The 21,601-nt window shown below is 63.1% G+C and carries 19 protein-coding genes and 1 other RNA gene; 14 read left to right on the forward strand and 6 right to left on the reverse strand.

The genetic code is table 11. The features are described 5' to 3' along the window. From SU48_RS08835 to SU48_RS08845, 3 genes are all read left to right on the forward strand, one after another. On the forward strand, window positions 1-543 hold the full coding sequence (locus SU48_RS08835) for a GerMN domain-containing protein (protein WP_064015954.1): 543 nt from the start codon (window positions 1-3) through the stop codon (window positions 541-543). 126 nt (window positions 544-669) lie between these two features. After that, entirely contained in the window at window positions 670-4,008 is a 3,339-nt protein-coding gene (locus SU48_RS08840) for an AAA family ATPase (RefSeq protein ID WP_231881581.1), read from the forward strand. A 53-nt stretch (window positions 4,009-4,061) separates the two neighbouring features. Continuing rightward, window positions 4,062-4,586 (forward strand): hypothetical protein, encoded by a 525-nt coding sequence (locus SU48_RS08845; RefSeq protein WP_157451132.1) that lies wholly within the window; start codon window positions 4,062-4,064, stop codon window positions 4,584-4,586. A 118-nt stretch (window positions 4,587-4,704) separates the two neighbouring features. On the opposite strand, the gene SU48_RS08850 is transcribed toward SU48_RS08845, so the two are convergent. Further along, entirely contained in the window at window positions 4,705-5,079 is a 375-nt protein-coding gene (locus tag SU48_RS08850; RefSeq protein WP_064014939.1) for a DUF423 domain-containing protein, read from the reverse strand. Window positions 5,080-5,416: 337 nt separating this feature from the next. Here SU48_RS08850 and mraZ point away from each other — a divergent pair, with 337 nt between their 5' ends. The 6 genes from mraZ (at window position 5,417) to SU48_RS08880 (ending at window position 11,511) form a co-directional block, all read left to right on the forward strand. Then, window positions 5,417-5,845 carry a division/cell wall cluster transcriptional repressor MraZ gene (gene mraZ / locus SU48_RS08855; protein ID WP_064014940.1) on the forward strand — a complete coding sequence of 143 codons (429 nt, stop codon included), beginning with the start codon at window positions 5,417-5,419 and terminating at the stop codon, window positions 5,843-5,845. A gap of 69 nt (window positions 5,846-5,914) precedes the next feature. After that, window positions 5,915-6,862 (forward strand): 16S rRNA (cytosine(1402)-N(4))-methyltransferase RsmH, encoded by a 948-nt coding sequence (gene rsmH, locus SU48_RS08860; RefSeq protein WP_231881582.1) that lies wholly within the window; start codon window positions 5,915-5,917, stop codon window positions 6,860-6,862. A gap of 14 nt (window positions 6,863-6,876) precedes the next feature. Next, the gene (locus SU48_RS08865; protein WP_231881719.1) at window positions 6,877-7,302 is read left to right on the forward strand and encodes a hypothetical protein; all 426 of its coding nucleotides are present in this window, start codon (window positions 6,877-6,879) and stop codon (window positions 7,300-7,302) included. After that, a complete protein-coding gene (locus SU48_RS08870) occupies window positions 7,293-8,639 on the forward strand; it encodes a peptidoglycan D,D-transpeptidase FtsI family protein (RefSeq protein ID WP_064014941.1) in 1,347 nt (448 codons plus the stop codon). Before SU48_RS08865 ends, SU48_RS08870 begins: the two co-directional genes overlap by 10 nt. A gap of 630 nt (window positions 8,640-9,269) precedes the next feature. Continuing rightward, entirely contained in the window at window positions 9,270-9,899 is a 630-nt protein-coding gene (locus SU48_RS08875) for an RlpA-like double-psi beta-barrel domain-containing protein (RefSeq protein WP_331710176.1), read from the forward strand. A gap of 112 nt (window positions 9,900-10,011) precedes the next feature. Then, complete coding sequence (locus SU48_RS08880; protein ID WP_407919258.1) at window positions 10,012-11,511, forward strand: alpha-amylase family glycosyl hydrolase; 1,500 nt, start codon at window positions 10,012-10,014, stop codon at window positions 11,509-11,511. Between the two features lie 137 nt (window positions 11,512-11,648). Here the strand turns inward: SU48_RS08880 and rnpB are convergent. The 3 genes from rnpB to SU48_RS08895 all read right to left on the reverse strand — a co-directional run bounded on the left by rnpB (window position 11,649) and on the right by SU48_RS08895 (window position 13,487). Continuing rightward, an RNA gene (gene rnpB / locus SU48_RS08885) (RNase P RNA component class A) lies at window positions 11,649-12,102 on the reverse strand. Between the two features lie 192 nt (window positions 12,103-12,294). Then, the gene (locus tag SU48_RS08890) at window positions 12,295-13,110 is read right to left on the reverse strand and encodes a pseudouridine synthase (protein ID WP_064014943.1); all 816 of its coding nucleotides are present in this window, start codon (window positions 13,108-13,110) and stop codon (window positions 12,295-12,297) included. Further along, window positions 13,107-13,487 carry a hypothetical protein gene (locus SU48_RS08895; protein ID WP_064014944.1) on the reverse strand — a complete coding sequence of 127 codons (381 nt, stop codon included), beginning with the start codon at window positions 13,485-13,487 and terminating at the stop codon, window positions 13,107-13,109. The genes SU48_RS08890 and SU48_RS08895 overlap by 4 nt, the downstream gene beginning before the upstream one ends. Window positions 13,488-13,622: 135 nt before the next feature. Between SU48_RS08895 and truB the strand changes: the two genes are divergently transcribed. Further along, on the forward strand, window positions 13,623-14,555 hold the full coding sequence (gene truB / locus SU48_RS08900; RefSeq protein ID WP_064014945.1) for a tRNA pseudouridine(55) synthase TruB: 933 nt from the start codon (window positions 13,623-13,625) through the stop codon (window positions 14,553-14,555). Between the two features lie 25 nt (window positions 14,556-14,580). On the opposite strand, the gene SU48_RS14175 is transcribed toward truB, so the two are convergent. Together SU48_RS14175 and gatA are read right to left on the reverse strand one after the other, a co-directional pair. Beyond that, window positions 14,581-14,898: a hypothetical protein gene (locus tag SU48_RS14175; RefSeq protein WP_157451133.1), complete on the reverse strand. Its 318-nt coding sequence runs from the start codon at window positions 14,896-14,898 to the stop codon at window positions 14,581-14,583. A 145-nt stretch (window positions 14,899-15,043) separates the two neighbouring features. Further along, window positions 15,044-16,525 (reverse strand): Asp-tRNA(Asn)/Glu-tRNA(Gln) amidotransferase subunit GatA, encoded by a 1,482-nt coding sequence (gene gatA / locus SU48_RS08905; protein ID WP_064014946.1) that lies wholly within the window; start codon window positions 16,523-16,525, stop codon window positions 15,044-15,046. Between the two features lie 516 nt (window positions 16,526-17,041). Between gatA and SU48_RS08910 the strand changes: the two genes are divergently transcribed. From SU48_RS08910 to SU48_RS08925, 4 genes are all read left to right on the forward strand, one after another. Continuing rightward, window positions 17,042-18,304, forward strand: coding sequence for an ABC transporter substrate-binding protein (locus tag SU48_RS08910; protein ID WP_064014947.1), 1,263 nt, complete (start codon window positions 17,042-17,044; stop codon window positions 18,302-18,304). Between the two features lie 250 nt (window positions 18,305-18,554). Then, window positions 18,555-19,487, forward strand: a complete 933-nt coding sequence (locus SU48_RS08915) for a carbohydrate ABC transporter permease (protein ID WP_064014948.1) — start codon at window positions 18,555-18,557, stop codon at window positions 19,485-19,487. Window positions 19,488-19,500: 13 nt separating this feature from the next. Next, entirely contained in the window at window positions 19,501-20,352 is an 852-nt protein-coding gene (locus SU48_RS08920; RefSeq protein ID WP_064014949.1) for a carbohydrate ABC transporter permease, read from the forward strand. 125 nt (window positions 20,353-20,477) lie between these two features. Then, window positions 20,478-21,599 carry a hypothetical protein gene (locus SU48_RS08925; protein WP_064014950.1) on the forward strand — a complete coding sequence of 374 codons (1,122 nt, stop codon included), beginning with the start codon at window positions 20,478-20,480 and terminating at the stop codon, window positions 21,597-21,599. Window positions 21,600-21,601 lie beyond the last annotated feature (2 nt).

The raw sequence follows: 21,601 nt of genomic DNA on the forward strand, positions 1-21,601 counted from the left end.
ATCAAGCGTCTGTTTTCCCTGTTCAATGTGGTCACGCTGCTGCTGCTGGCCGCCGCGTATACAGCCTACCAAACCGTGCAGAAGCCGCCCCCTAAGCCCGACGCGCCGAAATTGCAACTGGCCCAGCAGCGCGATGTAAAAGTCAAGGTCTACTACAGCGACGCCCAAGTCCAAGACATGAAAGCCGAAACCCGCACGGTGCAGGTGACGCAGGAAAACCCCGGCGCACTGGCGCAGGCAGCGCTGAACGTGTGGGCGGGCGGGCCAAGCACGGCGGGCAATTTGGCTGTGGTGCCCAAAGGTACGGCGGCTCCCCGCGTATACATTCGCGGCGCACACTACTTTGTAGACCTGCCCAGCGCCTACCAGAACCTGAAGTATGGGAGCAGCGGCGAGCGCATTTTGCTGTGTACCCTGACCCGCACCCTGCTGGAAACGCGGGGCGAGGACGTGACCTTTTTGGTGAACGGTCAGGACGTGGACACGCTGGGCCACCTCGATCTGCGCGAGGCTTTTACACGGCAAGACTGCGCTGACCAGTAACGGTTGGCCTCGCTTCGGCATCCTGCAGCTCGCCAACCTGCGGCTTCCGAGTCGAGCTGAACGACTGTGGCTTCGCACGCTTGGGTTGGTGCCTGAAGGCTCAGAATCCAAACCCAAATCTCCCCTATGACCTCATCCCCCATTCCAACACCGCACATCTTGCAGGCCATCACCTTGCAAGGATTCAAGTCGTTTGCAGACCGCACGCGGCTGGAATTCGGGCCGGGAGTTTCGGCGGTCATCGGGCCAAACGGCAGCGGCAAAAGCAACGTGGTGGAGGCGATTCGCTGGGCCACACACGGAGCGCGGGCGCGGGAACTGCGGGCGGGGCGGGGCAGCGAACTGATTTTTCACGGCAGCGGCGGCAAGGCTCCGCTGGGACTGGCCGAGGTGGGGCTGGAACTGCACACGCCGGAAGGCCGCGTGAACCTGCTGCGCCGGGTGTACCGCGACGGCACGGGCGAGCAGGATTTGCAGGGCCGCCCGGTGCGTGCCCGCGACGTGCAAGCTGCGCTGCGGGGCACAGGATTGGGGCCGGGAGGCCTGGCAGTCATCGGGCAGGGCGAGGTGAGCGGCGTGGTGCAGGCGGAGGGCCGAACGCTGCTGGGCTACGTGCAGGAAGCGGCGGGCCTGTCTCGGGCGGTCACGGCGCGGCAAGAAACGGAAGGCCGATTGCGCGAGGCCGATACGCACCTAGAGCGCCTGCGCCTGCTGCTGAACGAACGCGAAACCGCCCTGAACCGCCTGAGCCGCGCCGCCGAGGACGCCCGCACCCACCGCGCCCTGAGCCTGCGAGTGCTGACGCTGGAAGACGCGGTAAGACGTGAACGGCAAGACGCTCTGAGACGCGAAATTGCACAGGCCAGCGCCGATGCTGCCGCCGCTGAAGCCCGCAGCACTGCCCTAGCCGGAGAAGTTCAAACTGCCGCCGCGCAGGTAGAAACGGCCCGCGACGCCGCCCAAGCCGCCCGCGCCCGCCGCGACGCTTTTGCTGGGGCGCTTGATGCTCTGCGGGCCGCCCGAGACGCCCACGCACAGGCCGAACGCTACCGCGCCCATTTGCAAACTGAGGCGGAGGCACTGACCGCCGAATGCGCCAACCTGCCCACCGCGCCGCCCGCCCAAGCTGCCCCCGATTTGGCCGCCCTGACTGCCGTTGCCGCCACTGCGCGCGCCCATGCCGAAGCCGCCGAACGCCGCACCCGCACGCTGGACAGCGATCTGACTCACGCCCGCGCCGCCGCTGCACAGGCCGCCGAAACTGCCGCCCGCGCCGATGCCAGTGCCGGAACCCTACGGGCCGAGTTGGAACGGGCCGAGGGCAATTTGGACACGGCACAGGAAGCGTTGGTAGCAGCCTCAGAACGCCTCAGCGCCGCTATGGTTGCCCGCCAGCACGCCGAAACTGCTTTTTCAGAATTAGCAGCCACGAGAGCCGACGCCCAGAATCACGCTCGCCACCTAGAGGCCGAGCTGGGCCGCGTGAAGGCCAGTGTCGCGCCCCTGCGCCGTGAGCGAGAGCGGCTGGAGCACACACTGAACAGCTATGCCCGCTACGGCGAGGGTGCACGCAACGCCCTGCGGCTCGATCATCCCGGCATCGTGGGATCGGTGGCCGACCTGCTGACCGTGCCCGCCGAATACGAGGTGGCCCTCGGCGCGGCGCTGGGGCGGCGGCTAGAACAGATCGTGGTGAACCGGGGCGAGGATGCCCGCGAAATCATCGAGGAACTGAAACGCAGCGGGGGCCGGGCCACCTTTTTGCCGCTGGACTTGATCCGCGCCCGCCCCCGCCGGGATGCCGCTCTGCTGAGGGAAGCAGGTGTGCGCGGCAATCTGGCCGACCTCTGCCCCACCGATCCGCCGCTGGTAGGCGAGGCTATTCTGGCCGATACCCTGATCGTGGACAGCCTGCGCGACGCCAACAGAATTGCCCGCACGCACCCCAACCGCCCGCGCCTCGTCACGCTGGAGGGCGAGGTGGTGGAACCCGGCGGCGCGATTACCGGGGGCCGTCTGCGCGATACGGGGACGGGCGTGTTGACCGATCAACGGCGGTTTCAGGAACTGGACGCGGAATTGGAAGACGCGGATCGGGTGGCGGGCAAGTTAGAAGCCGAACTGGGGCGGGTCAAGGCCGGACTGGAGGCCAGCGCCGCGCAGCACAGCGAATCGCAGCAAGCCCGCGAAGCCGCCGTGCAAGAAGAACGGAACGCCGAGCGCCGCGTGACCGAACTGGACGCCCAGATTCGCAGCCTGACCACCCACCGAGACCGGCTGCTGGGCCGCCTCGCGCCGCTGCCGACCCAGCCCACCTCTTTGCCACTCAGTCCTACCACTACCGACCCGGACGCGCTGGAAGCCGACCTGCACGCCGCCCGCCACGCTGCTGAAACGGGGCGGGCCGCCGAACGTGAGGCGCTGGAAGCACTGGCACTGGCCCGCGAACTGGAGGCCGCTTGGCGGGCCTACCACGCCGCTACCACCCGCGCCACCGACCTGAACGCCCGCCTGCACGCCAACGCCGAGGCCACCCACACCCAAGAAACGCACCTGCTGGCCGCTGCCGCCGAAGTAGGCCGCCGCGAAGCCGCGTTGGGCACGCTGGACGAAGGAGAATTGGCCCGCGCCGACGCCGCCCGCGAAGCCGCAGCATTGGCCTACGCCAACATCATTGCCGAGCAGAACAAGGTGCGAACCCGCTTGGACGACCTGCGCGTGTTGATGGCGCGGCGTGAGGGCAGCCTCGAACCCCTACCTGATGGCTGTACACCCCCCGGCACGCCCCGCGAATGGGCGGCAGGGCTGGCCCGCGCCCGCACCGACCTGACCGGACTGGGGCCAGTCAATGCCCGCGCCGAGGCCGACCATGCGCAAGAATCGGCAGAACTGGAACGCCTGCGAGCCGAACTGCACGACGCCGAGAACGCGGGGGCCGAACTGCGTACCCACCTCTCGGAACTGGAGGAGTTGGAGAATGCGGCCACCCGCGCCGCCTTTGACCGCGTGAACGACGCCTTCCGGGAGTATTCCACCGAGTTGCTGGGTGGCGTGGGCGAACTGGAACCTGAACGGAACGAGGCTGGGCGCTTGGTGGGCCTGCGTCTGGCCGTGCAGCCGAAGGGCAAGCGCACCCGTTCCATGACACTGCTGAGTGCCGGAGAACGCACGATGGCGGGGTTGGGATTCCTGTTTGCCCTGAACCACGCGGGCGGGGAAGCCAACATGGGCGGCCTGCCCCTGGCCGTGCTGGACGAGGTAGACGCGCCGCTGGACGAAGCCAATATCCGCCGCTTCACCGCTTTCCTGAAACTGTTTGCCGAACGGGGCGCACAGTTTTTGCTGGTCACTCACCAAAAGGCGACGATGGAAGTGGCGCAGGCACTCTGGGGCGTGACCACCGACGCGAGTGGCGCGAGCCGGGTGCTGAGCATCAAGCAGATGGAGGACGCACGGGCGGGGTGAAGGGTTGGGTGTAGGCAGTGGGAAAAGCGTGATGGGGACATCGTTGTTGAGGGGTGCAAGCATTTGAAATTCTGGAAGACATGTTTTACCAGTCCCACCCCCCGCCGACTGTACCCACTCCAATTGGCCCACCCCCATTCGGCCTAAGCCACTTGCAGTACGGCGGCGGCCCGCCCCATGTGCCATGCTGCGCCATGAACACCCATACCCCCCAGCAAGCCGTCACCGAATTCCTGACGCTCTGGCAGGCCGGGGCGTACAACGAAATGGCCCGCCTGCTGCCCAAGCAGGGCACGCCGCTGAAAAAGCAACCGGTGGGCAAGGTGCGCCAGACTTACCGCGTGCGAACCCTCCAGACCTTCGTGGTGCTGGCCGCCGCCGACACCGACCCAGCCGCCGCCAATGTAGACGTCCAACTGGTCTACGCCGAAGCGGGCGAACTGCATTTCAAACGCTGGCGTTTTCGCATGGTTCACTTTGGCAAGGGCGAACAGCCTGTGCCGCGCAACAGGGCGCAGGGCCGCTGGAAGCCGCAGGCCACGTACTTGCTGCCCGACCCTCCTGCTCTGCGGGCGTAAGAGTCGGCAAAAATTTTGCGTCTGGGCCTTGGTCTCTACCATCATCACTCGCAAAACGGGCGTCCTCGTCGGCTGAAGCCGTGCGGGGTTGGCGGTGGCTTTTGCTGTTCTTATACCCTTAGACGCCCTTCCCTCTTGCTTCCAGCGCCGCCACCACAAACCCCGCGATTAGCAGCGCCCCGCCTATGGGTGTCACGGCCCCCAGCCAACGCTGTCCGGTCAGCGCCAAGATGTACAACGTACCGCTGAAGATGATGGCTCCAGCCAAAAGCAACACTGGGGCACGGCGAATGCTGGCTTGCGATCCCAGTGCGATCAGGGCCAGGGCCGCGTACATCTGATAGCGCACCCCGGTTTCAAAGTTGGCGAGCATAGCGGGATCTAGACGTGCTTTGAGGGCGTGCGCGCCGAACGCGCCGAGGCCTATCCCGACAGCAGCCAGCAATAAACCAGCAAAAAGTGCGTTCTGGTGGGCAAAACGGGGGGCAGACATGGCCTCAAAGTAGCGGGAAATAGTCCGGTTAAGTGTCCCGGATTCGGCCCAAAGTGGGAACAGCGGGGGGATTGGGTGGGGAAAAGGGGGAAAAAGTGGGAATCTGTGGAAATTCATGGAGATGCCTGTTACACTTCCCGCATCAGCTTGAAATTGCACCCCATGCACGTTTCTGGTTGTTTTCCGGGCCGGATCGCCTGAACGCCCAAATGCACTCAGGTGGGAAAAGCCTCAGACGCACTCCATCTGTCCCCGTCTGCCCTCCCAAAAAGCCACTCACCCGCCAGCTCAGTCGCGTTGCCCAACACTGCGGGAAGCCGCGTAGGAAGGAGCTTTAGTGCCGTTCGGAGAATACCCGTACACAATCGACGACAAAGGCCGTGTGGTGTTGCCCCCCACGTTCCGCGATTTCGTCGAGGACGGCATGATCCTGACACGCGGCATGGAAGGCTGCCTGTACGTGTTTCCGCTGTCCAGTTGGCGGCGCGTAGAAGAACAGCTGGAAAACTTGCCCCTCACCGACGCCGGATCTCGTTCCTTCGTGCGGTTTTTTTACTCTGGGGCAAACAAGGCGAAGCTGGACAACCAATTCCGGGTATCGGTGCCGCAAACGCTGCGGTCTTTTGCGGCCCTAGAAGACGACGTGATCGTAGCGGGCGCTCCCGGCAGGTTGGAACTCTGGAATCCGGCCCGCTGGGAAGCCGCCATTATCGCCGTGCAGGACAATCCCCCCAATCCCGAACTGCTCGCCAACTTTGTCGCGTAAGACCTGTACCGCGTGAGAACTGTGTGGCGTAAGAATGCTTGACCCCCAAATACACCCCTGACGTACTCCATGACTGAATCCGACCTGATCCCCGATCTTCCCGAATCCGACCTCTCTGAAGACCTGCAAGACGACCCAAGCGGCACGTTTTCCCATGTGCCCGTGCTGGCTGCCGAAGTGGTGGCGGCCCTTTCTCCCGCGCCCGGCAAAGTGTACATAGACGGCACGCTGGGCGGCGCGGGCCATACCCGGCTGCTGCTGGAGGCGGGCGCGGCGGTGTACGGCATAGACCAAGACCCGTTTGCATTGGCTCGGGCGCGCGAAGCAGGCTTGCCGGGCCTGACCGTGCTGGAGGGCAATTACCGCGATATGGCGGCGCTGTTGGCCGGGGCAGGCGTGTCGCAAGTCGACGGCGTGCTGCTCGATATCGGCGTCAGTTCTTTTCAGCTCGACGATGGCGGGCGCGGCTTTTCCTACCACACCGACGCGCCGCTGGACATGCGAATGAGCCAGTCGGGGGAAAGCGCCTACGACGTGGTCAACGGCTACGAAGAGGCGGAACTGGCCTCCATTATTTATGAGTACGGCGAAGACCGCCTGTCGCGCCGGATCGCGCGCGGCATCGTGTACGCCCGCGAGCAGGCCCCGATAGAAAGCACGGTGCGGCTGGCCGAGATCATCAAACGGGCCTATCCCGGCTTCAGCAAAGGCATTCACCCAGCGCGGCGTACCTTTCAGGCGCTCCGAATTCACGTCAACGATGAACTCGGTGCCCTGCGCGACGGCCTCTGCGCGGCGTCTTCGCTCCTCTCTCCCGGTGGGCGCTTGGCCGTCATCAGTTTTCATTCCCTAGAAGACCGGATCGTAAAGCGCTTCGTGCTGGGCGACGAAACCCTGACGCCCCTGACCAAGCGCCCCGTAATCGCCGCCGAAGCCGAGCAGGCCAGCAATCCGCGTGCCCGCAGCGCCAAATTGCGGGCTGCCGAGAAGAAGGCCACGCCTGTGGGTGAAGTGTGATGGCCAGAGGTGTGATGCCCAGAGGCGTGATCGCCCGCCTGACGATGGATACCAGCGCCGTCACTTGGCGGGGCCGCGCCATGCGCTACGTCCTGATTTACCTGATGCTGGCCCTCGTGCTGGTGGGCCTGCGCTACGCCACTCAGGATGTGCGGGTGAATTTGCGGGCCACCACTGACCGCGAGGCCGAACTCCTGACGGTGCGCGACGGTCTGGAAGTTCAGGTGCAGGCGCTGACCACGCCCCAGCGGGTGCGCGAGTGGGCCTTCGCACAGAGCATGCGCCGCTTTGCCGAGGCGGAACCCAAGGTCACCGCCGACATTCCCCTAGTGCCTCTGCCCGCCGGTCTTCCCCCGTCCCCGCCCGATGCCAGCCCGCCAAGCAGCACCCCGGCCCCCGTTTCCCAGACCCGTTTGGAGGTGAGAACACAGTGGAAGTAAAGATTCACAACCGCTCCCGTGTGATGCAGGTGCTGGCCCTCATCATGTTCCTGTCGTTGGTCTGGGCCTATGCTCAGCTGGAATGGGGGCTGCCGCAGGGCATCAAGCGCACGGTGGTGCAGTCTCGCGGGGCCATCGTGGCCGCCGACGGATCGGTGCTGGCCCGCAGTGTGGGCGGCAAACGGGTGTACCCGCAGGGCACGCTGGCCGGGCAAGTGGTGGGCATGATGGGCAGCACGGAAGGGCTGGAGGGGCTGGAAGCCGCCTACAACCGCTCGCTGGAAGCCGGAGAAGACGTGAAGCTGACGCTCGATCCCCGCACGCAGGCCAATGCCGAGGCCGCGCTGGCAAAAGGGGTCAAGAAGCATCAAGCTGAATACGGCTCCGTGGTGGTCATCGAAACCCGCACGGGCCGGGTGCTGGCGGCGGCCAGTTACCCCGCCTTCAATCCCAACGACTGGCGCACCTATAGCCCCGATGCCCGCCGCAACCGCCCCTTTCTGGATGTGTTCGAGCCGGGTTCCACCATCAAAGGACTGGTCGTGGGGGCCGCCCTGAACGAAGGCCTGACCACGCCCGGCACGGTCTACGACACGCCTATGCGCCGCTATGTGGGCGGGCGCTGGGGCAGCACCATCGGGGACGCGGTCGCTCACCCCACCCAACTGACCACCAAGCAAATCCTGCGCTACAGCAGCAACGTGGGCATGAGCCACATCGTCGAGCATTTTCCGGCTGCCGACCTGCGGGATTACCTCGGACAGTTCGGCTTTGGGCAAGATGTGGCGATTCCGGTGGTGTCCACAGCCACAGGCCGCCTGCAACCCCTGCGGAACTGGGACGATCTGGTGCGGGCCACCAATTCCTTCGGGCAGGGCATGAGCAGCACGACGCTGCAACTGGCCGCCGCCTTCAATGTGCTGGCCAACGACGGCCTGTATGTGTCGCCCCGGCTGGTCGAAGGCTCTGGCGCGGGCGAGCGCCGTGAAGTGCTGCGTCCCGAAACCGCCAGAACCATGCGCGGTCTGCTGCAAGCGGTCATCGAAGACGGAATCTTTCATGCGGCAGGAATCAAGGGCTACGCGCTGGGAGGCAAAACAGGAACGGCTCAGGTCGTCGTAGACGGCAAATACTCCAACAGCGTCTACGACAGCGTGTTCGCCGGGTTCTTTCCCGCCGACGCCCCCCGCGTCACGGTGGCTGTCGTAGTTCACGGCGCGAAGGTCAATTATCACGGCTCGCAACTGGCCGCGCCCATCTACCGCGAATTGGCGTCTGGCACATTGTCCGAGTGGGCAACCGCTCCCACCCTGCCCGAAAAGAAGCCTGAGCAGTAAAGCGGAGAGACGAGGGGCAGCACTCAGGTTTTGCTTGGGTAATGTCGCCTCAATTCCAATAGATGTGAACTATGAGACAGCGGAGTGACCTGAACGTTGGGTCACTCCGTCCCTCATGCCGGAACACGTTAGCTCGATCCCATTAGGGGGGTCAGAGCACAGTTCCGGCCAAATGTCGGGTTTCTCTCCCCCAAATGGGGGTCTGGGCGCGTCCTCATTTCATTTCATCATGAGAATATAAATGAGTAGATTAGAATATATCTCATAATTAGATGAGCGTGCTCATCGGCATAAAGATCTGAGTCTGTTAAAAATGTCACACGTTTTTTTCTCTAAATATGAGCTTAGAAATCCCATAATCTCATAAGGCTGCCATTCTATCCCATTAGGCTCATACAAGAAGCGAGCGGGTTGGCCTGCGTTGTTGTGGGGCCAAATTGCTCGAAGCTTGTTTGATCGGACTGCCGTTTTGGCGAAGTCTACCCGAACGAGAGCCGGATCCATCAGTTTCAACACCATCTCACTGTGACTGTCCCCAAAGCCGAGAACCACCACGGACGCGCCCCGTGCCCGCCCGCAGGAGAATCCATGCTTAATCCGCTTCATCGTTTCATCCGTACCCTTGCTCTTTTGACCGTTGGAGTGGCCGCTGCCACGCCCGCCTTGCCTGCCCCCGAACTGGCCGCCGATTCGGTCAGAGACGTGCTGACGGTTGTGCCTCCCGCTGTGACTGCCCCGGCGCAGGCTGCCGCGCCCCGTCCGGCGGCCCCCGCTGCGGCTCAGGCGACAGCCGCCCAGAACCGCGCCGCTGCTGTGGCTCAGGCCACCCGCGCCGCGCCTGCCCGCCCCGCCGCTCCTGTGGTGCGTGCTGCCGCGCCTACCCGCGTGGTACCCACTCCCACGCCGCTCGCGCAGGCTGCCCCAGTTCGTACAGGCCGCACCGCCATCGTGCGGGCCACCGCCTACAACAGCCTCGCGGGCCAGACCGACAGCACGCCGTTTATTACGGCCACCGGCACCCGCACCCGCCCCGGCGTAGTGGCCCTCAGCCGCGACCTCCTGCGTACCTTCCCTTACGGCAGCAAAATCATGCTGGAAGACATGAGCGGACGCTACAACAACATGCTCCGGGGCCGCATTTTCGTCGTGGAAGATACGATGGCCGCCCGCAAGACCAACAGCCTCGACATCTGGATGGGCACCCGCAGTGAGGCCATTCAGTTCGGCGCACGTACCCTCCGCATTACCGCTGTTCGCTAAGCCACACAGCATTCGCGTTGACCTGTCCTGACTGGGGCAGGTCATTTTTGGTTGTTTCTTGACCACTGGGGGGCCATTTTTTGGCTGGGCGGGGAAGGCAGTACCATGATTTATGCCCAAGCCATTGCTCTCCTCACGGCCTGCCGCTGGCCTGTCGTCTCAAGTCATCCGGCGCACGCTGTTGCTGTCGGCGTTGCTGTCGTCCGTTGCCAATGCCCAAACTGCCGCAGCTGCGTCCAGTTTCGAGGGCCAGATCATCTATCAGGTCATGCCTGACCGCTTCGCTGATGGCAACACGGCCAACAATGCTGGCGTAGACCGCAACAATCCGCGTGCGTGGCATGGCGGCGACTTGCCCGGACTGACGGCCAAATTGCCCTACATCCAGAATCTGGGCGCAACAGCCCTGTGGATGACGCCGGTGTACCGCCAGCAGGCCAGCAATTCCTTCGAGACGGCGGCCTATCACGGCTACTGGCCCGCCGATTTTCAGGACATAGACCCGCATTTCGGCACCCTGAACGACTTCGACACCCTGATCGGGGCCACCCAGAAGGCCGGAATGCGCGTCGTCCTCGATCAGGTCATCAACCATTACGGGTACGCGGCAGACGTGGTGAAGCAGCAACCCGCGTGGTTTAACGGCGAGGCCGAGTGCGCCGCGACCACCAACAAGGACGTGGACTGCGCGTTGGCGGGTCTGCCCGACCTCAAACAGTCCAGTCCAGAGGTTCAGCAGGTGTTGTTCGGGGCCGCCGACTTCTGGCGGGCGCGGGGCGTGAGTGCCTTCCGCTACGACGCGATCAAGCACGTGGAGCGCCCGTTTTTGAATGCATTGCTGGCCCGTGACCGCGCTGCCGGAACATGGACTTTGGGCGAGTGGTACGACGCCGATACAGGCACGGTAGCCGAGTGGCAACGGGCCGGATTCGACAGCCTGTTCCTGTTCAGTCTTCAAGCCGCCATGCGCGATGCCATCATGAGCGGGCAGGGCCTTGACCGGGTAGCAGGCGTGCTGGCGCGGGCCGAAGAACTCCAGCGCCCCGGCGAAGTGGCCCTGTTTCTGGACAACCATGACGTGCCGCGCTTTGCCAACGGCACCCTCTTTGAAGATGATGGTCAGGCCCGTACCAAATACGGCCTGCGTGCGCTGATGACCTTGCGCGGCGTGCCCGTGATCTGGCAGGGCACCGAGATCGCCATGCGCGGCGGCACCGACCCCGACAACCGCCGCGACATGCGCTTTGAGGCCGATTGGACGCCCGCCGAACGCAGCGTCTATGAGGTGGCCCGCGCCGCCATCGCCGCACGCAAGGCCAGCCCTTCGCTGAGCCGGGGGGCACAAAAGCTGCTGCCCGTGCCGCTTAAATTGGAGAGTGACTTGCTGCTCTTTACCCGCGAACTGAACGGCGAGCCTGTGTTGGCCGCGTGGCACAACGGCAAGGCCCGCCAGTCGTATTCCATTCGCCTCTCGTCGCTGGGTCTGACTTTGGGGAATCTGGCGGCCACACGCAGCCTGTTCGCGGGTCAGGATGCCAAAATCAGCGTCAGCGGCGGCTGGCTACATCTGAGTTTGCCGGGGCGGGATGCGGCGGCGTTTGCATTGAAATAGGGGGCAGAAGTGTAGAGTCGCGGGATGCGCTAGGGCTGTAACGAGGAAGGCTCAGACAGGTTATTCTGGTTCGATCACTTGGCTACCAGAAAGCCTTTCCGCCACCCCAAACATTTGAGGTGGCGGAAACGCTGTCGTGGTGCGGGGGAACTGTAAGCCGGGTTCTGTGTCACCCTTGCGGGCTGAGCGGTCATCTCTCTGGGACGGCTGTTGCCAGACGCCTCGTGCGACCATCCTGACGGTCAATGGAGCGGGCCGCTCCTCGCGTACTGTCGGGTCTTGCACCGGATGGGGTTTACCAGCACCCTGCGTCTCCGCCGAGTCTGGTGCGCTCTTACCGCACCGTTTCACCCTGACCAATGTTCAGCCTTCGCCCTGACCTTGCCTTTTCGGCAGAACACTGGCGGTCTGGTTTCTGTGGCACTGTCCTTCAGCTTCGCCGCTTCCTGCGCGCTGTGGGCGCTCGCGCAGGCGCTCTGCTCGCCGACCAGCCGTTAGCTGGCATCCTGCCCTGCGGTGCCCGGACTTTCCTCACCCCTCCCTCAAGAAGTTTCCCCCTCAAGGTCAGGGCGCGACCGCGCATTCCCCCGCGTGGCCGAGTGTAGCAGGAAGGGCGGGGAGTGGTCAGTGGTGAGTAGGAAGTGGGAAAAGATGGACGGGCAAGAGGGGCTGAGCTGGTGGGTGTGGTACAGGAAAACCTAAGACCTCAGATTCACGCTCCCAACACCGCTGTTGACCTTTCCACTAACCACTCCCCACTTCCCGGCACCACGCGCCCCGCCTTTACCCCCAGCGCCCCATCGTTTCCCGCTCGTCCCGCTCGCGCACATGCGGCGGCACACGGTCTGGGTTCTGAAGATTGTACAGTTCGCGCTCGCTCAGTTCGCGGTATTCGCCGGGTTCGAGGTCTCCCAGCCACAGGCCGCCGATCCGGTAGCGCATCAGGCGGATAACTGGGTGGCCGATGGCGTCCAGCATGCGGCGCACCTGCCTTTTGCGCCCGTCACCGATGGTCACGAAGGCGCCCACGCGGGCCGGGGTGGCGTCGATGGCTTTAGCGACGCCGTCTTCCAGCAGCACGCCCTCGATCAGGCCGTCAAGCTCCTCCTGCGTGGGCGGATATTCGCCGTCTGTCCAAGCGCGGTAGGCTTTTTCGTGGCCGTAGCGCGGATGGGTCAGGGTGAGGGTCAGGTCTCCGTCGGTGGTCAGGAGCAGCAGGCCTTCGCTGTCCATGTCCAGCCGCCCCACCGGATGCAGGCCGGGCACGTTGGGCATGGCTTCCATCACGGTGTGCCGCCCCAGTTCGTCGTGGGCAGTGGTCACGTAGCCGGACGGCTTGTGCAGAATAAAGGTGACGCGCTCGGTGGTGGCCGTCTCGATCAGGCTGCCGTCCACGCGCACTTCATCTATCGGCGTAACGGTGCGGCCCAGCGTAGCCACTTCACCGTTGACGGTCACGCGGCCAGCGGTAATCAGTTCTTCGGCGGCGCGGCGAGAAGCCACTCCAGCACGGGCCAGACGCTTTTGCAGGCGTTCAGCGTTGGTGCCGGAGTTACTTCCGCCAGCATTGGTCTTGTCGTTCTCTATAGGCGGGTTCATAGGCGGCTCCTGCGGGAAGGAAAGGCGATCAGGGCGGTCACGGCCAGCAGTGTCAGCACGCCCGCACCGCCCAGCAAAATGGCGCGGAGGCCGGGGGGCATACTCTCGCCCTGCCGGATCACCGCTGGAATAAGGGTGGCGGCGCTGAGCAGGTTGGCCCCCACGAGGCCGCCGACTGCTGTGGCATGGGGCTGGCCCGAAGTCGACGCCGACGCGATCAGGAACACGCCCCACACGGCCAGAATGCCGCCGCACACGCGGGCCAGCCACAGCGGCGATACGCCCACCGCGCCCGCCAACGTCGCCGGAAGAAAGTACAGCAGGAGGCCGAGGGGCAAGAACACCACAGCCGTCAACCAGAAAGAAGCACGCAACACACCGGGCAGTGTACGGGAGGCGGCGGGGCAAAGGGGCGCAGTAGGGCACAGAACCAGCCTTCCCTCAGCCTAACAACGTCTCCCAGCCGGATAGCCCCCGCCCTGACAACCCCAGCCTGATAGCCTTTGCCCCATATGCCCGTGATCGCCGTAGACAAGCCGCTGAACCTGACTTCTCATGACGTGGTGGGCCGCGCTCGGCGGGCGCTGGCAACCAAACGGGTGGGCCACACGGGCACGCTTGACCCGCTGGCAACGGGCGTACTCGTGCTGTGCGTGAACGACAGCACCAAAGTCGTGCAGTTCATGGACGCCGACAGCAAGGACTATCTGGCATGGATCAGCCTCGGCGCTGGCACACGCACGCTGGACGCCGAAGGCCCGGTAGACGACACCGCCGATGTGCCGCCCCTGACCGAAAACGGCGTGCGGGCAATCTTGGCCGATTTCGTGGGGCCGCTGGCGCAGGTGCCACCGCAGTACAGCGCCATTCAGGTGGGCGGCGTGCGGGCTTATGCGGTGGCGCGGGCCGGGGGCACACTGGACTTGCCCGCCCGCAACGTGGTCATTCATTCGCTGGAACTGCTGGGCATGTATGAGAGCGTGCAGGCCGCGCCCCACGCCTTCTCCCCTACCCCGCAGGGCTGGACGCCCGACGCGGAGGGCAAAACGTTTCCGTTTCCCGCCCCGTTGGGCCAGTTTCCTACGTTGCTGGTGCGTGCCCGCGTAGGCAGCGGCACCTATTTGCGCTCGTTGGCGCGAGATGTAGGCGCGGCGCTGGGGGTGCCTGCCCACCTGTCGGGGCTGGTGAGAACCCGCGTGGGCCGCTATGACCTGTCTGCCGCCGCCAACTTGGAACACTTGGCCCAAGCCAACAGAATTCCCGATTTGGACGCCCTCGATTTTCCACGCCTAGAGGCCGACGAACGCCTAGCCCGCGAACTGCGCCAAGGCAAACGCCCCCAGCACACGGCACAGGGGCGGCAAGTGGTCACGCTGAATGGGGAATTGGTAGCGGTGGTGGATGGCGACGGGGCAGAGTTGCGGGTGGTGCGGGCGTGGGCGTGAGAAAGTAGATGCAGGCCTATGAAACTTATTGTGGTTCAAGTTTTATGATCCCGTATTCTTCGCCCTCATAGCTGCCCATCTCAATAAAAACTTTGCCGCGCTTCTTGTACAAGTATAATACATTGGTTCGTAAGTCCCCCATATCAGCACAATCATTATTTGAACATTTTACAGGCTCATACTTTATCATTCTGCCTTTTCTTTTTGAACTAGATGTAATTAGTCTCCAAGCTCCAATACTCTGCAATTTTCCGGTTTTATTAATTATTGCCAAGTCCCCACCATTCTTTAAAATATACCTATAACCGTTTTCCTGAGGCCAAGATTTATATTCACCCACCATTTGATCTTGTGTATAAGAATTTCCTTTCTGGCAGCCGCATACTCCCAACGTAATTATGAAAGTAGTAGCAATTAATTTTATGACTCTTCACCCCCTTTCTAAAATCAATTCAATTTTCCAAACCTACTTGCCACAACCCATCCCCTCAATACCCCGCTGGCGCTTCCATCTGCACGGCTCCCACACCTTCTAGCCCCCCGGCCAGCGTCAGCAGCACTTCGTCTTTCAGCGTTGGCGCGATGAACTGGATGCCTACGGGCAGGCGCACGCCGTCTACGGTTTCAAACCCGGCGGGGACGCTCAGGGCGGGCAGTCCGGCCAAGTTGATCGCCACCGTATCCACATCGGCGGCGTACATGGCGAGTGGATCGCTGGATTTCTCGCCGTGCCGGAAGGCCGGAAAGGGACTAGTGGGCGTGACCAACACATCGAAGTCGGCAAAAGCGCGGGCAAAATCTTGTGCGATCAGGCCGCGTACCTTCATGGCTTTGGAGTAATAGGCGTCGTAGTAACCGCTGCTGAGGGCATACGTGCCAAGCAGGATACGGCGCTGTACTTCCCGCCCGAAGCCGTGTTCGCGGGTCAGGGTCATGCTGGTATTGACGTCGGGGGCGGTTGAGCGGTCACCGTAGGTCATGCCGTCGTAGCGGGCGAGGTTGCTGCTGGCTTCGGGCATGGCGATCAGGTAATAGGCAGCGATGGCGTGCCGCACGCTGGCAATGCTGACTTCCTGCACGCTGGCCCCGGCTCCGCGTAGGGCGTCTAGCGTAGCGTTGAGGGTGCTTTCCACGCCCGCCGTATTGCCTTCCAAACTCTCGCGAATCACGCCGACGCGCAGGCCGCGCAAGTCGTCGGGGGTTCCAGCGGCAAACTGCGGGGGCGCGTGGAGGCTGGTGGCATCCTGTGGGTCGTGTCCGGCAATCACGTTCATGATCAGGGCGAGGTCTTCGGCGCTGCGGGCAAACGGCCCGATCTGATCGAGACTGCTGGCATAGGCCACCAATCCAAACCGGCTGACGCGCCCATAAGTAGGTTTCAGGCCATACACGCCCGTAAACGCGGCGGGTTGGCGCACGCTACCGCCTGTATCGCTGCCCAAACTGATGGGCGTGAGATTGGCTGCCACAGCCACCGCACTTCCGCCGCTGCTGCCGCCCGGTACGCGGGCCGTATCCCAAGGGTTGAGGGTGGGGCCGCTGGCGCTGGATTCGGTGGAACTGCCCATCGCAAATTCATCCATGTTGGCCTTGCCCACGATCACCGCACCCGCGTGAACTAAGCGGCGGGCCACGGTGGCGTCGTAGGGGCTGGTGTAATTGGCAAGAATCCGGCTGCCGCAAGTCGTCCGGGTGCCGCGCACGTTGATGTTGTCCTTCACGATGATGGGCACGCCCGCCAGCGGCAACGTTTCGCCCGCCTGCACCCGTGCCTGCACCGCCTGAGCATGTGCCTCGGCCCCCGCATTCAGGCTGATCAGGGCGTTCAGGTGCTGGGCAGCGTCAATACGCGCCAAGGCGTTCGACAATAGGGCCTGCGGGGTGGTGTCCTGCGCCAGCACGGCACGCGCCAAGTCGGTGGCAGAAGGTTGGGGGCCGTCGGTAGAAGAAGGGGTCGCGGGAACAGACATCACGCCAGTGTAGCGGCGACGGTGCGCGGATGAGGGCGGTGGGCCAGATAAGCGTCCCGCCGATGCCCCGGAGTCCGTCTGACCGCGGCTCACCTGAAAGCCAGCCTTTCGCCGCCGTCCCGCAGCCTCCTGATCGTGGGTCAGCTCATGGTGCAGGCGTCCAGGCACTCGGCAGGCCCTGAATACACCTCTCAAGAAACGTCTGAAATTTCAGTTTCGCAAGTTCATTAGGGAACTTTGTAAGGCGACTAAGAAGATGCAAGAGGGAGTACTTTTATTGTAAGCGGTTACAATTGTGATTGCAACGTGTTTGCAGTGCAGCCTGCTGACTGCCGTGTCACAGGCAGGCGAGCTTCATAAAGACGGGGGGTCGCCCCTCAATTGTTAAGACATCATTGACATGCTTGATTTCACGGTGTAGCCTTCACGTACCAACTTTTAGACTTTCGTGGAACCGCTTCCGAAAAGGGGCGGGGCTGCACACCGGTGCAGTTGAACACCCACCAAGGGGGATGCATGAAGAAAGCAATCGCCATCATCGGTCTTACTGCTGTCATCGCAGCGAACTCTCAGGCCGCAGCGGTCACGGTCACTCTGGCCTGCGGCGCTGTCGGTCAGGAACTTGAACTCTGTAAAGCAGGCGCGGATCGCTGGGCCAAAAAGACCGGCAACACCGTCAAAATCTTCGAAAGCCCCAACCTCACCAATGACCGCCTCGGCCTGTACCAGCAGCAGCTGGCCGCCAAGAGCAGCGACATCGACGTGTACCAGCTCGACGTGGTCTGGCCCGGCCTGCTGTCTCAGCACTTCGTTGACCTGAAGACCAAGGTGCCCGCCGCCGAAGTCAACCAGCACTTCAAAGGCATCGTGGCCGCCAACACCGTGAACGGCAAACTCGTGGCTCTGCCCTGGTTTACCGACGCGGGCCTGCTGTACTACCGCACCGACCTGCTGACCAAGTACGGCTACAAGACCGCCCCCAAGACCTGGGCTGAAATGGCCGCTATGGCCAAGAAGATTCAGGACGGCGAGCAGAAGACCAACAAGTCCTTCACCGGCTTCGTGTGGCAGGGCAAGAACTATGAGGGCCTGACCTGCAACGCGCTGGAATGGGTTGTTTCCTTCGGCGGCGGAACCATCATCGACGACAAGGGCAACGTGACCATCAACAACGCCCGCGCCGCCGCCGCGCTTGACGCCGCCGCAAGCTGGGTCAAGAGCGTTTCTCCCGCAGGCGTCACCACCTACGGCGAAGAAGAAGCACGCGGTATTTTCCAGTCGGGCAACGCCGCGTTTATGCGCAACTGGCCCTACGCCTGGGCACTCGGCCAAGGCGACGACTCCAAGATCAAAGGCAAGATCGGCGTCGCTCCCCTGCCTTCCGGCACCGGTGGCAAACCCGCCGCCACGCTGGGCGGTTGGCAGCTCGGCGTCAGCACCTACTCCAAGAACCAGGCCACCGCGATTTCGCTGGTGCGCTACCTCGCTGGCCCCGAAGAGCAGAAGATCCGCGCCATTGAAGGCACCTACAACCCCACCATCGAGCGCCTCTACAAAGATCAGGCCATCCTGAAGGCCAACCCCTTCTTCGGCAGCCTGCTCAGCGTGTTCACCAACGCCGTCGCGCGTCCTTCCGGCCCCACCAAGAGCAAGTACAACCAAGTTTCTCAGGCCTTCAGCTCCGCTGTCAGCGATGTTCTGAACGGCAAGAGCAAGGGCGCGGCAGCGGTTGCCAAACTCTCCACCGACCTCGCCCGCATCAAGGGACGTGGCTGGTAATCCTTAACCGCGCTCTCTCCTGAGCGTGCCGGGAGGACGTCCACACACCGGGCGTCCTCCTTTTTCAGATCAACGCTTTATTTTTGTCGAATATCTCTCATATCAGGTACTTCTCATGACATGGGATTGGGCGAAGATGCACTGTAAGTTTTCCAGCCTCTGATCAAGTTTCGCCCCTCTTCGCACCGCCGCCGCACGGCACCCAATGCGGCCACCATCCTGCCCCACCGGGCGGAACAGGGGGACATTCATGACCACCGATGCCACACCCAAACTTGCCGCACCCATCAGACGCCGGGGAATTGAGGCCGCCCGCGCCCAGCAGGCCCTGTGGTTGCTGCTGCCCACGCTGATCGCCATTGCACTTGTGGCTGGCTACCCGCTGTACCGCACCATCTTCTTTTCCCTGTTCGATGCCAACCTGACCACCCCAGATGAGCGCACGTTTTTGGGTATTGGCAATTTCTGGTTTACCACTGCCGAAGGCGTGCAACTCGGCTTTTTGCAAGACCCCAAATGGTGGGAAGCAGTCAAGAACACCATGTTGTTCACGGTAGTTTCGGTGTTCTTAGAAACTGTATTTGGCATGATTATCGCGCTCGTGGTCAACACTGCTTTTCCGGGGCGCGCCTTTTTGCGAACGGCCATGCTGGTGCCGTGGGCCATTCCTACGGTGGTCAGCGCCCAGATGTGGGGCTATATGTACAACGATTCCTTCGGCCTGATCGGGCGCGGGCTGCTAGGCGGGCAAGCCCTCCTGGCCAATACCGACAGCGCCATTTGGGCGTTGATCGCAGTCGATGTCTGGAAGACCACCTCGTTTATGGCCCTCCTGATTTTGGCTGGTCTGCAAAGCTTACCCACCGATATGTACGAGGCCGCCGACATGGACGGCGCGACCAAGTGGACGCAGTTCTGGCGCATGACGCTGCCCCTGCTGCGGCCCGCACTGCTGGTGGCTCTAGTCTTCCGCAGTCTCGACGCCCTGCGAGTGTTCGATGTGATGTACGTGATGTTGGGGCCAGTCAATGCAGGCTCTACGTCCATGACCGGCTACGCCCGATTGCAACTGATCGACAATTCCTTGCTGGGCGTCGGAAGCGCCGTTTCAGTGGCTATTTTCGTCATCATCATGGTCATCGTCGTGATGTACGTCACCGCATTCCGCGTGAAGTTCGACTAAAGGCGGCTGAATCATGAATCTAAAACGCAAGAATCCCGCCCTGTACTACCTGCAGCGCACCGGTTTTTACCTTCTGGTGGCCATCATCACCATCTATCTGATGGTGCCGTTCCTATGGGCCGTGCTGACCAGCTTCCGCAAATCAGGCGACCTGTTCTTGCAGCCCCTCCAGTTTGTGACCGCCCCCTCTACCTTGGGCAATTACCGCGACGTCTTCGCCAACGAGAACTTCATCAACGGCCTCGGCTATAGCCTGCTTGTCGCTGTGGGCGCAGTCGCTATCAGCCTGCTGTTCGGCTCGTTCGCGGCCTACGCTTTGGGGCGCTTCCGCTTCCGGGGCAAGTCCATGATCATGTATATCATTCTGGCGGTCAGCGTGTTCCCGCAGATTGCCGTGCTGGGCGGCCTGTTTACCCTGATTCGCAACTTCGACATGTACAACAATCCTCTGGCCTTGGTCTTCAGCTACCTGATTTTCACCATTCCCTTTACCGTGTGGGTGCTGACCAGCTTCGTGCGCGACATTCCGGGGGAGCTGGAAGAAGCCGCCCTCGTTGACGGCGCGTCTCCTCTCAGGACGTTGTTCTCGGTACTATTCCCCGTCATGATGCCCGCCCTCGTGACGACAGGCCTGCTGGCCTTCATCAATGCGTGGAATGAATACCTGTTCGCGCTGACCTTCATGGGCACGCGCCGCACCGTGCCTGTGGTCATCGCCAACTACTCCGGGGCCACGCAGTTCGATCAGCCTTGGGGTCAGATCATGGCCGCCAGCATCGTGGTCACCGTACCGCTGATTATTCTGGTCTTGGTCTTCCAACGCAACATCGTGTCGGGCCTCACCGCCGGAGCCGTCAAAGGCTGAAGCCGCACGCCTCAAGCTCACTTTTCTTGCAGCCGCTTCCACGTTGGGGGCGGCTTTTTTGTGGCTGCCTGACTTGGCTTGACAGTCCCCCCCTCCCCCACCCCCATTCCCGCTAGGCTGACCCCATGACCGCCCCGCCTCTTTCCCCCGTGCGCCGAGTGCAGGTGGGGCGCTGGGTCTCGGCGGTTTTGGCGTTGGTGCTGCTGGCCTTCAGTCCCACGGTGGCCTTTTACGCCCAGCACCTGTTGGGCGGCCCAGCGCAGCAAGCGGCCCCCCTGCCCCCGGCGCGAGTGGGCACCCTCTCGGCAGAAGTGGTACGGAGGTACGCCCTGACCACCCCCAGTTTTCAGGCGGCGTTGGCCGATGTGCGCGTGAGCGAGCGCCGCCGCCTGAGCCTGAGCGAGCTGCATTACCAGACGTATTTGCAAGCGTCCCTAACCCTAGGCCGTGCGCGGGCCAGCGCCGTCATGCGCCTGCTCGACACCGAGATTCGCAACCAAAATCCGGCCCTGAGTCGCCGCAGCGTGTTCGGCAGCCCGGAAGCCGCGCTGAACAACGTGCAGGATTGGCTGGCATTTTTGGCCTGGGCAGAGGCCAACCGCCCCGGTGACCGCACACTGGCACGCCAAGCCCCGGTGCCAATTGCGCCGCAAATCGTGCGGGTCAACCGTCAAAATCTCGTGCGGGCGGCCAATGCCCTGCACCTCACACCGGGCGGCTTGGCGGGCATTCTGGACAACGAACAGGCAGGCGCACGCAGCGGCCTCGGCCTGTCGGGCTGGCTACGCACCTTTACCGACACCGTGGCGCTGCGGGCCACCGAAGCTTACGGCAGCAGCGGGGCCACAGGCCGCCTGTCGCGCACGGTGGGCCTGACCCAAATGGGTTGGGAAGACGCGGTAGGGCAAGCTGACCGCCTGCGCTCACTGAAGGTTACGCTCAACGGCCCCTACCCCAGCGACGAGGCGCAGGCCAGAGCTGCCCTCAACTCGCCGTATGACCACTTCTTGCTGAGTGCGTCGCGCTTGCGGGGCTATCTTCTGGCTAGCCTGCCCGTCAAGCCTGAGCCAGACACAGATCCACTTGACCCAGCAATTCAGGCGTATGTCACCGACGCTTGGGCCAACTTCCTCGGCCCCGCGTGGCACAACAACCCGGCCCTTGCCAGCAGCGGGCAAACGTGGCCCTACGCTTGGAATGCGTTCTTTAAGGCGTGCTTGTACGAACAGCGGTTGTTTGCAAGATGAGG

Source organism: Deinococcus puniceus (assembly GCF_001644565.1).
Lineage (GTDB): Bacteria > Deinococcota > Deinococci > Deinococcales > Deinococcaceae > Deinococcus > Deinococcus puniceus.

Coding starts and splice junctions, on each gene's coding strand:
- SU48_RS08880 (WP_407919258.1), top strand. CDS start 10,012: ATGCCCAAGCCATTGCTCTCCTCACGGCCTGCCGCTGGCCTGTCGTCT.
- rsmH (WP_231881582.1), top strand. CDS start 5,915: ATGACTGAATCCGACCTGATCCCCGATCTTCCCGAATCCGACCTCTCT.
- SU48_RS08925 (WP_064014950.1), top strand. CDS start 20,478: ATGACCGCCCCGCCTCTTTCCCCCGTGCGCCGAGTGCAGGTGGGGCGC.
- SU48_RS14175 (WP_157451133.1), bottom strand. CDS start 14,898: ATGGTGGGTGAATATAAATCTTGGCCTCAGGAAAACGGTTATAGGTAT.
- truB (WP_064014945.1), top strand. CDS start 13,623: ATGCCCGTGATCGCCGTAGACAAGCCGCTGAACCTGACTTCTCATGAC.
- SU48_RS08840 (WP_231881581.1), top strand. CDS start 670: ATGACCTCATCCCCCATTCCAACACCGCACATCTTGCAGGCCATCACC.
- gatA (WP_064014946.1), bottom strand. CDS start 16,525: ATGTCTGTTCCCGCGACCCCTTCTTCTACCGACGGCCCCCAACCTTCT.
- SU48_RS08915 (WP_064014948.1), top strand. CDS start 18,555: ATGACCACCGATGCCACACCCAAACTTGCCGCACCCATCAGACGCCGG.
- SU48_RS08910 (WP_064014947.1), top strand. CDS start 17,042: ATGAAGAAAGCAATCGCCATCATCGGTCTTACTGCTGTCATCGCAGCG.
- SU48_RS08865 (WP_231881719.1), top strand. CDS start 6,877: ATGCCCAGAGGCGTGATCGCCCGCCTGACGATGGATACCAGCGCCGTC.
- SU48_RS08890 (WP_064014943.1), bottom strand. CDS start 13,110: ATGAACCCGCCTATAGAGAACGACAAGACCAATGCTGGCGGAAGTAAC.
- SU48_RS08920 (WP_064014949.1), top strand. CDS start 19,501: ATGAATCTAAAACGCAAGAATCCCGCCCTGTACTACCTGCAGCGCACC.
- SU48_RS08850 (WP_064014939.1), bottom strand. CDS start 5,079: ATGTCTGCCCCCCGTTTTGCCCACCAGAACGCACTTTTTGCTGGTTTA.